At 44.0% G+C, this 14031-nt stretch carries 15 protein-coding genes and 1 tRNA gene; 11 read left to right on the top strand and 5 right to left on the bottom strand.

Translation table 11 applies throughout. The features are described from left to right. Positions 1–429: 429 nt before the first annotated feature. Positions 430–738, top strand: coding sequence for a hypothetical protein (locus ACYX4M_RS14040; RefSeq protein WP_476080559.1), 309 nt, complete (start codon positions 430–432; stop codon positions 736–738). 75 nt (positions 739–813) lie between these two features. Here ACYX4M_RS14040 and ACYX4M_RS14045 read toward each other — a convergent pair whose 3' ends face one another. The 4 genes from ACYX4M_RS14045 to lolB all read right to left on the bottom strand — a co-directional run bounded on the left by ACYX4M_RS14045 (position 814) and on the right by lolB (position 3414). Beyond that, positions 814–1761, bottom strand: coding sequence for a ribose-phosphate pyrophosphokinase (locus tag ACYX4M_RS14045; RefSeq protein ID WP_476080560.1), 948 nt, complete (start codon positions 1759–1761; stop codon positions 814–816). Positions 1762–1794: 33 nt separating this feature from the next. Beyond that, a tRNA-Gln gene (locus tag ACYX4M_RS14050) sits at positions 1795–1870 on the bottom strand. Positions 1871–1903: 33 nt separating this feature from the next. After that, positions 1904–2788, bottom strand: a complete 885-nt coding sequence (ispE, locus tag ACYX4M_RS14055; RefSeq protein WP_476080561.1) for a 4-(cytidine 5'-diphospho)-2-C-methyl-D-erythritol kinase — start codon at positions 2786–2788, stop codon at positions 1904–1906. Continuing rightward, positions 2788–3414, bottom strand: a complete 627-nt coding sequence (gene lolB / locus ACYX4M_RS14060; RefSeq protein ID WP_476080562.1) for a lipoprotein insertase outer membrane protein LolB — start codon at positions 3412–3414, stop codon at positions 2788–2790. Before lolB ends, ispE begins: the two co-directional genes overlap by 1 nt. Positions 3415–3545: 131 nt before the next feature. Between lolB and hemA the strand changes: the two genes are divergently transcribed. The 6 genes from hemA to kdsA all read left to right on the top strand — a co-directional run bounded on the left by hemA (position 3546) and on the right by kdsA (position 10062). Then, the gene (gene hemA, locus ACYX4M_RS14065) at positions 3546–4820 is read left to right on the top strand and encodes a glutamyl-tRNA reductase (protein ID WP_476080563.1); all 1275 of its coding nucleotides are present in this window, start codon (positions 3546–3548) and stop codon (positions 4818–4820) included. A 15-nt stretch (positions 4821–4835) separates the two neighbouring features. After that, positions 4836–5921 (top strand): peptide chain release factor 1, encoded by a 1086-nt coding sequence (prfA, locus tag ACYX4M_RS14070; protein ID WP_179982972.1) that lies wholly within the window; start codon positions 4836–4838, stop codon positions 5919–5921. Between the two features lie 36 nt (positions 5922–5957). Then, positions 5958–6797 carry a peptide chain release factor N(5)-glutamine methyltransferase gene (gene prmC, locus ACYX4M_RS14075; RefSeq protein WP_476080564.1) on the top strand — a complete coding sequence of 280 codons (840 nt, stop codon included), beginning with the start codon at positions 5958–5960 and terminating at the stop codon, positions 6795–6797. A 157-nt stretch (positions 6798–6954) separates the two neighbouring features. Beyond that, positions 6955–8520: a DUF3369 domain-containing protein gene (locus ACYX4M_RS14080; RefSeq protein WP_476080565.1), complete on the top strand. Its 1566-nt coding sequence runs from the start codon at positions 6955–6957 to the stop codon at positions 8518–8520. Between the two features lie 295 nt (positions 8521–8815). Next, positions 8816–9187, top strand: a complete 372-nt coding sequence (locus tag ACYX4M_RS14085) for a SirB2 family protein (RefSeq protein WP_334059240.1) — start codon at positions 8816–8818, stop codon at positions 9185–9187. A gap of 20 nt (positions 9188–9207) precedes the next feature. Beyond that, positions 9208–10062: a 3-deoxy-8-phosphooctulonate synthase gene (kdsA, locus tag ACYX4M_RS14090; RefSeq protein ID WP_476080566.1), complete on the top strand. Its 855-nt coding sequence runs from the start codon at positions 9208–9210 to the stop codon at positions 10060–10062. Positions 10063–10123: 61 nt separating this feature from the next. On the opposite strand, the gene ACYX4M_RS14095 is transcribed toward kdsA, so the two are convergent. Next, positions 10124–10402 (bottom strand): hypothetical protein, encoded by a 279-nt coding sequence (locus tag ACYX4M_RS14095; protein ID WP_476080567.1) that lies wholly within the window; start codon positions 10400–10402, stop codon positions 10124–10126. 216 nt (positions 10403–10618) lie between these two features. Between ACYX4M_RS14095 and ACYX4M_RS14100 the strand changes: the two genes are divergently transcribed. The 4 genes from ACYX4M_RS14100 (at position 10619) to rlmM (ending at position 13860) form a co-directional block, all read left to right on the top strand. Further along, positions 10619–11521 carry a transcriptional regulator GcvA gene (locus tag ACYX4M_RS14100; RefSeq protein ID WP_476080568.1) on the top strand — a complete coding sequence of 301 codons (903 nt, stop codon included), beginning with the start codon at positions 10619–10621 and terminating at the stop codon, positions 11519–11521. Positions 11522–11591: 70 nt separating this feature from the next. Next, positions 11592–12242 carry an alpha/beta family hydrolase gene (locus ACYX4M_RS14105; protein ID WP_476082885.1) on the top strand — a complete coding sequence of 217 codons (651 nt, stop codon included), beginning with the start codon at positions 11592–11594 and terminating at the stop codon, positions 12240–12242. A gap of 42 nt (positions 12243–12284) precedes the next feature. Beyond that, positions 12285–12770 carry a DUF423 domain-containing protein gene (locus ACYX4M_RS14110; RefSeq protein WP_476080569.1) on the top strand — a complete coding sequence of 162 codons (486 nt, stop codon included), beginning with the start codon at positions 12285–12287 and terminating at the stop codon, positions 12768–12770. After that, positions 12763–13860 carry a 23S rRNA (cytidine(2498)-2'-O)-methyltransferase RlmM gene (gene rlmM / locus ACYX4M_RS14115; RefSeq protein WP_476080570.1) on the top strand — a complete coding sequence of 366 codons (1098 nt, stop codon included), beginning with the start codon at positions 12763–12765 and terminating at the stop codon, positions 13858–13860. The genes ACYX4M_RS14110 and rlmM overlap by 8 nt, the downstream gene beginning before the upstream one ends. Positions 13861–14031: the final 171 nt, after the last annotated feature.

Here is a 14031-nt window from a genome sequence, read left to right on the forward strand (position 1 = left end):
TACATCATTAAAGAAATTACCGCACTCCGTCTATGGGAATCGTGTGTCCGTTTTTAAAAAGAGCGAGAAGTTTTCAGGGAGAAGTCGAGGCTTTATCTTATTCGTCTAAGTTTATCTGCGAAAAGTTTATAAAAAGTGACATAAGCCGCGGTTTAACGGGTGTCGGATAATATTCGCCTAAGGGTTAAGCGTGCAGCTGGATAATAGATTTCTTTTTATTACTAAGAGCGAAATAGGCCGCATTTTAGGTTCGGACATTTTGCTGTGCAGAACTTTATAGGATGGTTGGCACAGACCCTGCTTTATAACCATTGACTTATGTAATAACAGCGCCCGAGATTAAGTCAAAAGGCAATGTATTACGCAGCTAGCATAATCTCCATTACGTTAATTGGGGATTATCAAAAGCAACGTTTTTAAGGAGAGAAAATGAAGCACTTAACTAAAATTTTTGCAGTATCGAGTCTGGCACTAGCGGCAAGTGCGTGCGACGTGAACAAAACTGAAGATGGCGAAATGCCTGATGTTGACGTTGAGTCTGGCGAGCTTCCTGAATATGAAGTAAAGAAAACCGATGATGGTCAAATGCCAGACGTTGACGTTGAAGGCGGTAAAATGCCTGAGTATGACGTCGATACGATGGATGTAGACGTAAAAACAGAGACTAAAGAAGTCGAAGTACCTGTAGTTGACGTAGACATGCCTGAAGACGATGAAGAAGACGAAATTGATAATTAATCAATACTTCGTATAAAAGAAGCGAGTGAAACAATGCTATTGAAAGACATTGTCTCACTCGCTTTTTAGTGCGAGCTAGTACTCAAACATTGCTGAAATAGACTCTTCGTTGCTGATGCGACGAATAGTTTCAGCAAGCATCTCAGATAAAGTAAGCTGTTTTACTTTTCCAATTTTCTTCATCTCTGCACTTAATGGGATAGAGTCGGTAACGATAATTTCGTCAATAACAGACTCTTTAAGATTGTTTGCAGCGTTACCTGAAAAGATGGCGTGAGTCGCGTAAGCATAAACACGGCGTGCGCCATGCGCTTTTAGCGCTTCTGCTGCTTTTGCAAGTGTACCGCCTGTGTCAATCATGTCATCGACAATGATGCAATCTCTGTCTTTCACGTCACCAATGATGTTCATTACCTGAGCCACATTCGCTTTAGGGCGACGCTTATCGATAATCGCAAGGTCGGTGTCGTTAAGTAGTTTCGCAGTAGCACGTGCACGTACAACACCGCCAATGTCGGGAGAAACTACGACAGGGTCGGCAAAATCACGTCTTACCATGTCAGCAAGAAGGATAGGAGTACCGAATGCGTTATCCACCGGAACATCAAAGAAACCTTGAATCTGTTCGGCGTGTAGGTCGATAGTAAGTACGCGGTCAACACCAACGTTAGACAGGAAGTCAGCCACTACTTTCGCAGTAATTGGCACCCTAGCTGAACGAACACGACGGTCTTGGCGTGCATAACCAAAGTAAGGAATTACTGCTGTAATACGACCAGCTGATGCGCGACGTAGTGCGTCGATCATCACAATAAGTTCCATAAGGTTATCGTTAGTAGGTGCGCACGTAGACTGGATAATAAAAACGTCCGAGCCACGGACGTTTTCATGAATTTCTACGCTGATTTCACCGTCACTGAAACGGCCAACTTTGGCATTTCCAAGTTTGGTGTAGAGGCGATCGGCAACTTTCTGGGCAAGTTCTGGTACGGCATTACCTGCAAAGAGCTTCATATCTGGCACAAGTGGTTCCTCAGTGCGTTGATAAAAGAGGTTTGGCTGGGGTAGCAGGACTCGAACCTACGAATGGCGGGATCAAAACCCGCTGCCTTACCAACTTGGCTATACCCCAATTTTTAAGTTCTTGTCCGATGTGGCGTACACGCTATTTTTGTTGTTCTAATTTGTCTAATAGTGGTGAGCGATTCACACCTTTTGCGACAAAACTCTGCCAGGCTTCAGGCATTTTAGCCCTAACCTGTTCGGCTAAAGTGTAGTCAGAAAAAGTGGCAAATACGCAAGCACCTGTGCCCGTCATTCGCGACGGTGCGTAGTGTACCAACCACTGTAATAATTTTGCAACTTCAGGATAGCGATTCGCGACTAATTGCTGACAATCATTCCAAGTTTTTTCAAATTTATAGTCTTCCCAACGTATCGCAGGTGTATTTCTGGGCAAATCGGGTGAAGTAAACACTTCGGCTGTGCTGACATGAACATTAGGGTTTGCCACAAGAAAGTACTGTTCTTTTTGGGGAGCTGGGGTTATGTCCTCTCCAACGCCTCCCGCAAATGCCGTCAGACCTCGCACAAAAATAGGTACATCGGCACCTAAACTTAATCCTAAGTCGGCTAGTTCGTTTTCGCTGAGCCCTGTATTCCATATATGATTAAGAGCGACAAGGGTTGTAGCTGCATTCGATGATCCGCCCCCAATGCCGCCGCCCATGGGTAGCCGTTTATTAATTGAAATAACAGCGCTTTTATTGCACTTTGTTTTTGCTGCCAGTAATCGTGCTGCTTTTATGATCAAATTATCATCATCGGGTACACCTTCTAACGGCACTTCCATACGGATAATTGAATTATCAGAGCCGACGTCGCTGTCATTATCTATATCAAAGGCGAGGGCATCGCCGTAATCCAGCATTTGAAACAGGCTTTGAAGCTGGTGATAGCCGTTGTCATATCGACCAAGAATATGTAAGAAAAGGTTTAATTTAGCGGGGGAGGGCCACCAATCTTTTTGCGTTGATTCAAATGCGTTCACTACAGAGTCCACTGATAAATTTTAATTTTAAGCTGAGTTTTAGGCATATTCGGGGTTTCATCTTGGGTAAGCGTGATGCTATGTGGTAGCCATACAGATGTTTCATCTTCCAAATCAACACTACCGTAGTTGCCGTAAGTTACCTTCCAATTGCGGCAACCTTGGCAATAACTTTCAAGGGTATTCAAAAGCCCTTTTTCGGTTAAGGTGTATTTATCTCCCTTAAGGGGAAGACCTTTAACCCAAGACAATAAAGGCTCTACCGGTATTAGCATTCCTGTAATCTGATAAATAAGTGGTTCTGGCAAGGCATCTACATAGGTTTCACCGTCAGCCTCTAATACTGACTGATTTCTGTTCACGTTTAGATTAACTAGGCTCACTCCTAAAAAATTAGTTAATCGAAAATCGAAATCGCCGGAATCGTTTTTCCAGACTAAATTAAGACTCGCCGCTTCTTTTCCATGGCGAAAAGCAATTTTTCCGCGCATTTGCCAATGGTGGACTTCAGCCACTTTTTCGAGTTGCGCAGTAAGGTTTACCGCATTTTCTGGGCCTTTCGGAGCGGTCGTACATGCACTTAATAAAAAGCAAAGGGCAAATAATAAGGAAAATAAGCGAATCATTAAGGCAACATACCCGTATAAAAATAAAACACATTTAGTTGTGACATTATGGGAACACAGTTTCACCAACACTTTCAATCATTTTGGGTTTTTCGTACAATGCCGCTCCGACGTTGCCAGCACAGATTTTAATGACTTTACTCGCCCTCGGTATTAACCACAAGACAGCACCAGTAGCACTTCGTGAAAAAGTGGCCTTTACCCCAGATTCTCTGGTGGAAGCGCTTGCGAGTTTAAAAAAGCTGAACGGCATAGATGAGTCTGTCATTGTATCAACCTGTAACCGCACTGAACTATATGTCAACACCCAAGATGATACGGGTCAACAGCTTCTACAATGGTTAAGCGACTTTCATCATTTAGATGTAGAAGAGATTGCTAGTAACAGCTATGTGCTCGCGCAGGATGAAGCGGTAAAGCACATTATGCGAGTAGCCAGCGGCCTTGATTCACTGATTTTGGGAGAACCTCAAATCTTAGGTCAGGTAAAGCAGGCGTTTGGCGATGCAAAGCATTCGGGAATGGTGAGCAGCGAGTTTGATAAGTTGTTCCAACATACTTTTTCGGTGGCGAAGCGCGTTCGCAGTGAGACTGATATAGGGGCAAACGCAGTGAGCGTGGCTTATGCAGCAGTGCAGTTAGCCAAGCATATATTCGCTGAATTACCTAAGCGTTCGGTATTACTTGTGGGTGCAGGTGAAACCATTGAGTTAGTTGCTCAGCATTTGAAAGAGCAGGGCGTGAGCTGTTTAGCTGTGGCAAACAGAACGGTAGCCAGAGCTGAGGCTTTAGCCGAAACGCTAGATGCCAGCGTGTTTACCTTGTCACAAGTACCTGAACACTTAAAAGATTTCGATATCGTGATAAGCTCTACCGCGAGTCAGCTACCTTTAATCGGTAAAGGTATGGTGGAAAAAGCGCTTAAACAGCGTAAAAACATGCCAATGTTTTTGGTCGATTTGGCGGTGCCGCGTGATATAGAGTCAGAGGTTAACGAGTTAGGTGATGCCTATCTTTATACTGTCGATGATTTACAGCATATTGTTCAAAAGAATTTAGAAAACCGCGAGCAAGCTGCTAAAGAAGCTGAAAAGCTTATCGACAAGCAAGCTGGCGACTACATGATATGGAAACAGTCGCAGCAATCCATAGATTTAGTAAGACAGTATCGCCAAAAAGGCATGGCACAGCGTGACGATATTGTGGAAAAAGCCAAAGCGCAATTAGCGGAAGGTAAAAATGCCGAAACGGTATTAGAAGAAATGGCGTATAAGCTAACTAATACGTTGTTGCACTCAACGACCCTAGCGTTACGCGAGGCTGCCATGCACGATGACCCGGCGTTAAGCCGTTGGATGGGGCAAGCATTAGATTTATCTGACTTTTCGTCAGACAATAATAAATAAGGTAATAAGAAGCATATGAAAGAGTCGGTAGTTAGGAAACTCGAACACTTAGTCGAGCGTTTCGAAGAAGTTCAGGCGTTACTCGGTGACCCTGAAGTTATCGGCGATCAGGATAAGTTTCGCAACTTATCAAAAGAGTTCAGCCAGCTAGAAGATGTAGTCGCTGGGTTTAATGCCTATCAGCAAGCACAAGAAAACTTAAGTTCAGCACAAGAAATGCTGAACGAAGACGATGCTGAAATGCGTGAAATGGCACAAGAAGAAATGAAAGAAGCGAAGGCAGAAATTGAGCGCCTTGAAACTGAGCTTCAGGTTTTACTTCTGCCTAAAGATCCAAACGATGACAACAACTGCTTCTTAGAAATTCGCGCAGGAGCGGGCGGCGACGAAGCGGCGATATTTGCCGGCGATTTATTCCGTATGTATAGCCGCTACGCCGAAAGCCGCGGATGGCGTGTTGAGTTGGTAAATGCCAACGAAAGTGAACACGGTGGCTACAAAGAGGTGGTTGCTAACGTTAGTGGCGATGGCGTTTATGGTGTGCTGAAGTTCGAGTCCGGTGGTCACCGCGTACAGCGCGTACCCGAGACCGAATCGCAAGGTCGTATTCACACGTCAGCATGTACTGTTGCCGTATTGCCTGAGATTCCTGAGTCAGAAGCCATTGAAATCAATCCAGCTGAGCTTCGTATCGATACCTTCCGCGCATCGGGAGCAGGTGGTCAGCACGTTAACAAAACTGACTCTGCTATTCGTATCACGCACCTGCCAACGGGGTTGGTTGTGGAGTGTCAGGACGAGCGTTCGCAGCATAAGAACCGTGCTAAGGCCATGTCAGTACTTCAAGCCCGTTTAAACCAAATTGAAGAAGAAAAGCGTGCAGCAGAAGAGGCATCTACTCGTAAGAGCTTAGTCGGTAGCGGTGACCGCTCAGAGCGTATTCGCACTTACAACTTCCCGCAAGGTCGCGTTACCGATCACCGTATCAACTTGACTATCTATCGCTTAGATGAAGTAGTTGAAGGAGATCTAAAACAGCTCGTCGATCCGATTTTGCAAGAGCATCAGGCTGATTTGTTAGCTTCGCTTTCTGACGAATAATTTTGTCTTGCAGCATAATTAGCGTTAAAAAAGATAATGCGCATAGATAAGGCCCTAGCATGGGCTGTTGAGCAATTAGAGGGTGGAGAGTCACCCTCTGTTGATGCCAAAGTTATATTGGCAAATATTCTTGGTAAGTCTCAAACTTACCTGTTCACATGGCCAGATAAAACCTTGGACGACACTGAGCGGACTCTATTTGAGGTTGCAGTAGCTAAGAGAAAACGCGGTGAGCCTGTTGCTTATATTATCGGCAAGCGCGATTTCTGGACCCTATCATTATTTACCTCACCTGATACTCTAATACCCCGGCCTGATACAGAAGTGTTGGTTGAACAGGTTCTTAACTGGGCGAATGACCATCTATCTCATCCGCTGTCAATTTGTGACTTAGGAACAGGTACTGGCGCTATAGCCTTGGCGTTAGCAAGCGAATTACCTAAAGCATCAGTTACTGGTGTGGACTTCCAACATGGGGCGGTAAAACTTGCTACTCGCAATGCACAAGCTAATAACATAACCAATACCCGCTTCGTGCAAAGTGATTGGTTTAATGCTCTCAATGGCCAAACCTTCGACATTATCGTTTCAAACCCGCCTTATATCGAAGAAACCAGCCCATATCTTGACGAAGGCGACGTGCGTTTTGAACCGAAAACGGCATTAACCTCGGGTCATGATGGCTTAGATGACATTAAGCATATTATTAATAATGCGCCAAAATATCTCAATAAAGGGGCTTTACTTGCATTCGAACACGGCTTTGACCAAGGCACTGCTGTTAACGCTTTGCTCGCAGATGCTGGATTTGTAAATGTCAAAACTGTTAAGGACTACGGCGACAATGATCGCGTAACGCTAGGTCAGTGGCGTTAGCTCTCTAATTACTCTCATCATACATAAAATTGGCAGTAACCATAGCTGTTTAATTGCAAACTTGCTTATATTTTGTTTTGCATTAGTATCTGTGTAGCATCGAATAAAAATCAAAAGCACTAAGCTATACAACTTCTTACACTACAGGATGTACCAGATGAATGATGACTTTCTTTTCGCAGAAGATGACGATGAAAATGAAGTAGAAGATCTGGGTAGCTGGAAAGTACTCATTGTTGATGATGAACCCGAAGTACATGCGGTTACCAAACTAGCTCTAAATGATTTCAGTTTAAATGGTAAATCTCTAGAATTTGTTAGCGCACACAGTGGCGAAGAAGCAAAGAGAATTTTCGAAACGCATAATGATATCGCTGTAGTTTTACTTGATGTGGTAATGGAAACCGATGACGCAGGTCTTAAAGTGGCAGACTACATACGCAATGAGCTCGACAATCACTTTACCCGCATTATTTTACGCACTGGCCAGCCCGGCCAAGCACCAGAAAAAGATGTCATCATTAACTACGACATCAACGACTATAAATCTAAAACCGAACTAACTGCACAAAAACTATTCACAGTTATTATTGCAGCGCTGCGCTCTTATCGCGATATTATCGTTATTGAAGAAAATAGGCGCGGTCTTGAAAAAATCATTGATGCATCTGTAGATTTGTTTTCTTCACATTCTCTCGAAAAATTCATGCAGGGTATCATCCAACAGTTGGCCTCGATTCTAGGCTGTTCGAAAGATGCCGCCTATATTACTACTGCGGTTGCCACTACATCGCGAACAATCAATACAAACAATAGTCAGTTGGGCAAAGACGAACTGTATGTGTTTGCAGGAAATGGCGAATATGCCAGCAAAGAAGGTGTGCCGTTAAAAGATGCGATTAGCGCACAAGAATATGCCCTGTGTGCACAAGCGATGCGCGATAAGCAGATTGTATATGCAGAAGATCACGTGGTGGCTTACTGTAATAGCAAAACTCACAACGGTGCACTTTTGTATTTATCTGGGTTGCCAAGGCGAATAGGGGATAATGACCGACATCTGGTGAAACGCTTTTCAGATAGCGTGCAGCTTGCGTTTGATAACGTATTGAAAACCGTTGATGTTGAGGCGACGCAGAAAGAAATTATAGAACGTTTAGGTCGCGCTCTAGAACATGAATCTAACTCGTCTAACCATCTCACAAGAATGGTCGAGATGGCCCAACGCTTGGCTGAGAAAGTTGGGTTAAATGAGCAGGAAGTGAATGCTTTGCGCCTTGCTGTACCGCTACATGATATTGGTACTTCTATTGTGCCTAAAGCGATTTTGCAAAAAACAACCCCTTTAACCGAAGATGAAGTTTTTAAGATACGTCAGCATGCAGAATTCGGATATCAAATTTTGCAAGACTCAAGTCGTCCTACTGTTCAGCTTGCCGCTATGTTAGCGAAACAGCATCACGAGCGTTGGGATGGAACAGGATATCCCGATGGGCTTAAGGGCGAGGAAATAGATATTAAAAGCCGTATTGCCACATTGGTTGATGTATTTGATGCGCTTATAAACCCACGCCCCTACAAACCTGCGTGGACAATCGAAAAGGTTGAAGCAGTGTTAAAAGAGGAAAGTGGCAAACACTTCGACCCACGTTTGGTAGACTGCATGCTAAGTGATCTTCCCGCTTTTTTAGCGATACAAGCTCAATATCCTGATGCGCAATGATGCATTTCCCGTTATTTACTTACTGTAATACGTTACAATAATAGCGCTTACACGAGAGCTATAAAAAATAAGACAGGTCTAACCCAACCCACCTGCCTTTAAGATGACTGCTCGTGGTTTAAAATGTGACTGTAAAGTAATCACATATTGTCGATGGCTTTCAAGAGAAAGGCATAAACTTGGCTGCCTTTTAGAGGCTTTCGATTTTCACGTTCAAGATAAAACAATGACCATTTGGCTCATGTGTTAAAAAATGAGCAGCAGGCTTATCATCTAATAAAAACAGGAACACACTATGTACATGATGGCAAAACACCTTCATTTAACCGCCGTTGGCTTAAGCATCCTATTCTTTGTCTTTCGGTTTATTTGGAGCCAATTTGACGCTACAGCGTTAAACAAGAAGTGGGTGAAAATTCTTCCTCATATCATTGATACCGTGCTATTAGCGAGTGCAATCTGGCTGTGTGTCATTCTGTCTCAATACCCATTTGTTAACGCGTGGCTCACGTTTAAGGTCATTGGCGTAGTGCTTTACATTGTGTTTGGATTGTTTGCACTTAAGAAAGCTAAAACAAAGTTAAGCAAGTGGGGCTTCTTCGTTGCAGCACTGGTGGTGTTAATGGCAACAGCTATGGTAGCAGTAACCAAACAACCTCTTTTTTAAGATTTAATTGGAAATAAATAATGTCTGAATCTCAACAGGTTATTAATGTAGGTAACGTCGACGTTGCCAACCATTTACCTTTCGTACTGTTCGGAGGAATGAACGTACTCGAGTCGCGCGACCTGGCAATGCGAATTGCTGAGCATTATGTTGAAATAACACAAAAGCTCAATATTCCGTACGTTTTTAAAGCCTCGTTTGATAAAGCGAACCGTTCATCGGTGACTTCTTACCGTGGGCCAGGTATGGAAGAAGGCTTACGTATTTTTGAGGAAATTAAGGCGACCTTTAACGTTCCTCTTATTACTGATGTACACGAGCCGCACCAAGCGGCACCAGTCGCCGAAGTGGTTGACGTTATCCAGTTACCTGCCTTCCTAGCTCGTCAGACCGACCTAGTGGTGGCTATGGCGAAGACAGGTGCCGTAATTAATGTTAAGAAACCTCAGTTCTTAGCGCCTCATGAAATGCGCCATATAATTGGAAAGCTAGATGAAGCGGGTAATGACAAGGTTATTCTTTGCGAGCGTGGCAGTTGCTTTGGCTACAACAACTTGGTTGTAGATATGCTTGGTATGGATGCAATGAAAGAGTACGCGCCAGTGATATTTGATGCGACTCACGCACTACAGATGCCAGGTGGTCGTGCAACGTCTGCAGATGGTCGACGAGCGCAAGCGGCACAACTAGCAAGAAGCGGTATGGCATTAGGTTTGGCAGGACTATTCATAGAGGCGCATCCTAACCCTGATGAAGCATTATGTGATGGGCCTTGTGCACTGCCGCTGGCGAAATTAGAGCCATATTTACAGCAAATGAAAGCGTTAGATGAACTAGTGAAAGGTTTTGACGCGTTAGATACAAGTAATACCTAAGCAGGTGTTGATGGCGTATGCCGGTGCGAGCACCGGCATGCGTATCAGGTGTGTGAGTTGCTTATTCCGCTTCAGAAACGATTACGCGCTCTTCACCTTTCGCCATTGCTAATAGATTCTTGTGAAGCTGGACTTGGATCTCTTCAGCTAAAATTGCCTTTGATTGCTTCTTAACGACGATGTGAGCATCGTTTTCCGGCAATACTTCAGCCATTTTTACACTGGTCATTGCAGTGTTGATTAATGATTGTAGATTGATCTTTTCTGGTTGTGCGTTAGCATTTGCAGCAGCGCTTGCGAAAGCCATTACAGAAACGCTAGCTAAAAGTAGTTTTTTCATTTTCACACCTAATAAAAATAATTAAAAAATTGTTGGCCAATGTTAAAATGTTTAACATTTGGTCGGCATAATTGACTGAAATTAAATGCTCTTTCTTAATTTCGGGTAAATTATAATCAGTGGGTGGTGAGAAATAAAACGAGTAAAAGTATGGGCTGTCATTAGAAAAAATAATGGATTTGTCATGCTTCGGTCACACTGGATTCAAAACAAACTATGCACCGACGTTTACCCCCTCTTAATGCCTTAAAGTCGTTTGAAGCGGCCGCGCGCCATTTGAGCTTTACCAAGGCAGCTGATGAACTGTTTGTTACTCAAGCAGCAGTAAGTCATCAAATAAAAGCGCTTGAAGATTTCTTATCTATGAAGCTATTCCTTCGTAGAAATAGAACTTTGCTTCTTACCGAAGAAGGGCAGGCGTATTTCTTGGAGTTAAAAGATATCTTCAAAAACTTACAAGACGCGACAGAAAGGCTACTTGCGAAAGGCAGTAAAGGTGCTATCACGGTAGCTATGCCACCGAGTTTCGCTAGCCAATGGTTGGTACCACGCATTCATAAGTTTAGCTTGGCTCACCCCGATATTGACGTTCGCATTAAAGCGGTAGACTTCGACGAAGGCTTCTTAGAAGACGATGTTGACGTTGCGATATATTACGGGAAAGGCCGTTGGACCGGGCTTCAAGCTGACCAGCTGCACAGAGAGTTCCTTACACCGCTGTGTTCACCCATGCTGTTTCAAGGCCCTAAGCCACTATCTAGCTTATCTGATTTACGACATCACGTGTTACTACATGACCTTAGTCGAACCGCGTGGAAAAACTGGCTTAAGCATGTTGGCGTTGTTGGTGTGAATGTGAACCAAGGGCCGGTTTTTAGCCATTCTATGTTGGTATTGCAAGCGGCTGCGCTAGGTCAAGGTATCGCATTGGGTAATACCATACTCGCTAGGCCAGAAATTGAAGCAGGACGACTTGTGATGCCGTTTGAAGAGCGGGTAGAAAGTCGTGACGCATTTTATTTAGTGTGTGAGGAATCACAGGCTGAATTAGGAAAAATTGCAGCATTTAGAGACTGGATCTTAGCCCTGGTTGAAGCTGAACAAGAGGAGTTGTTGTAGTATGGCGAGATTAAAAGAAAGCAATACACAAACCACTACAGAAACGACTACAAATGACGTTGTTTTCGATATGGAAGTGCATGCTGCCAAAGCGCCTATCGCATGTTTAGTACTTGGGCACGGCGCTGGTGCAGGTAAAGAGCATGACTTCATGCAAGACATGGCAAACGAACTTGTTGCTAAAGGCATATCTACGGTGCTATTCAATTTCCCGTATATGCAGACCATCAAGGCTACAGGAAAGCGCAGGCCTCCAGATAAGGCCGACAAACTCATGTCACACTTTACTGCAGTAATAGAGTCGTGCAGCAAGGATAACAAAGCCCTGCATAACTTACCCGTCTTCATTGGCGGTAAGTCGATGGGCGGACGTATGTCCACCATGGTGTATGAAGGTATAAGCAACGTAAAAGGCGCGATAGCGCTAGGTTATCCATTTCACCCACCAGGCAAGCCGGAGAAAACTCGCACAGAACACTTACTAACGGCGGCGAAACCTTTGCTTATTATTCAAGGGGAAAGGGATACCTTTGGTAATAAAAATGAGATTGAAAGTGGTGAAGAGAACTACGCGCTATCATCAACGATTGAATGCGTATTTTTAGAAGACGGTGACCACAGCTTCAAACCTCGAAAGGCCAGCGGTAAAACCCAGCAACAGCATATTATTAAAGCTGCTGAATTAACCGCGGCGTTTATAACCCGTAATTTGGATAATTAATGTTCAAAATGACATTTGAAATGAAAGCGAACGATTAAATCAATGAGTACCGAAAAACTTAGGTTTGCTAAACCTTATATTATCATTGGAGCGCTGCTTGCGGGCTTAGCGGTTGTGCTAGGGGCGTTTGGCGCTCACGGTTTAAGAAGTGTATTAAATGCACAGCAACTCAATACATTTGAAATAGGTGTGCGCTATCAAATGTATCATGCACTAGCCTTGATGCTATTGCCTGCTCTGTCTGCTTATGTCACGCCGAAGTGGGCTAACCGGGTGGCGTTTTGTTTTGTTATCGGTACGGTATTGTTTAGCGGAAGTTTATACGCGCTCGCCATCAGCGGTATTAAATGGTTTGGGCCAATAACCCCGTTAGGTGGCCTATTCATGATTACAGGCTGGATTTTATTGATTGCTGGCTTGTTAGTGGGGCCTTCCAAGCATAGCGTAAGCGCGCAGCAAAGCTTGACGAAAACAGACAAAATAAACGCTAAACACGTGAACCAAAATAAGGGAGCAGGTAATGTCTAATGCCAGCATTTTAGGCTATTGCCGGCCGGGGTATGAAAATGACACGGCAAACGAGCTCACGTCGAGGTACGGTGAAGTGCAGTGTTACGGTTACCCTGTGTCTAAGAAGAACAGTGGCTTTGTGCACTACCATTTATACGATGCTTCGCAATTAGAGCAAACCATTACCCAGTTTGCTGTCCATGACAGCATCTTTCCTCGCCAGCTAGTGGCCGTTTTTGCCACGTTAACTGAAGTGGAAAAAGAAGATAGAGTGGGGCAGGTACTCGACGCACTAAAAGAAATAGAAAAGCCGTTTTCTATATTTGGTGCCATCGATGTGGAGTACCCTGATACCGAGGATGGGAAAACCCTCGCTAAGTTTTGCCGTAAGTTTACCGTACCCCTTCGCCAAGCGTTAAGAAAAGCAGGGTGGCTTACTGCAAAAGAAAATTTAGGTAAACCTAAACTGCATATTTTCTTTGAGTCATTTGAAATTTGTCATATTGGCTATACATTACCTAGCCACGCAAGCCGCGATCATCTCGGTATCTGCCGATTAAAATTTCCAAGCGATGCACCTAGCCGGTCTACGCTTAAACTCGAAGATGCACTTGTAAACATGCTGAGTGACACTCAGCAAACGAAAGTACTTCGAAATGGTGGGCGTGCGGTTGATTTAGGGGCATGCCCTGGTGGTTGGACCTATCAACTGGTGAAGCGCGGCATGTATGTGGAAGCTATCGATAATGGACTTGTAGCCGATAGTTTGATGAGTACCGGGTTGGTTGAACATCACGCAGCAGATGGCTTTACTTATCGACCACAATTTGGTCGCGTCGATCTGCTTGTCTGTGATATGATAGAGCAACCCGATAGAGTAGCGAAATTGATGGGGGATTGGCTGGTCAAGCACTGGGCGACCCACGCCATTTTTAACTTAAAGCTACCTATGAAACAACGCTATGAAACTGTAGTCGAAGCCATGGCGTTGCTAAATAGCCGTTTAAATGCCTTAGATGATGCATTCGCGGTTAAGGTTAGGCATCTCTACCACGACAGAGATGAAGTTACAGTAACAATTGTTCGCACTTCAGCTGATGAGGTGTGATTTTGTTATTTTTCAAAAAAGTGTCATAACATATTAAGTTGTTGATACTTATAGAAAAGAATTGATGCTGGCGCGGATTTTGACAAGCGAATTTGAGGTTTATGCTAAAAAAGGTGTAAATCTGGTATAGAAATCCTTTATAATCCAGCCGTTTTTTTACTCTGAACCAAT

Source organism: Alteromonas sp. ABV4_150 (assembly GCF_056311745.1).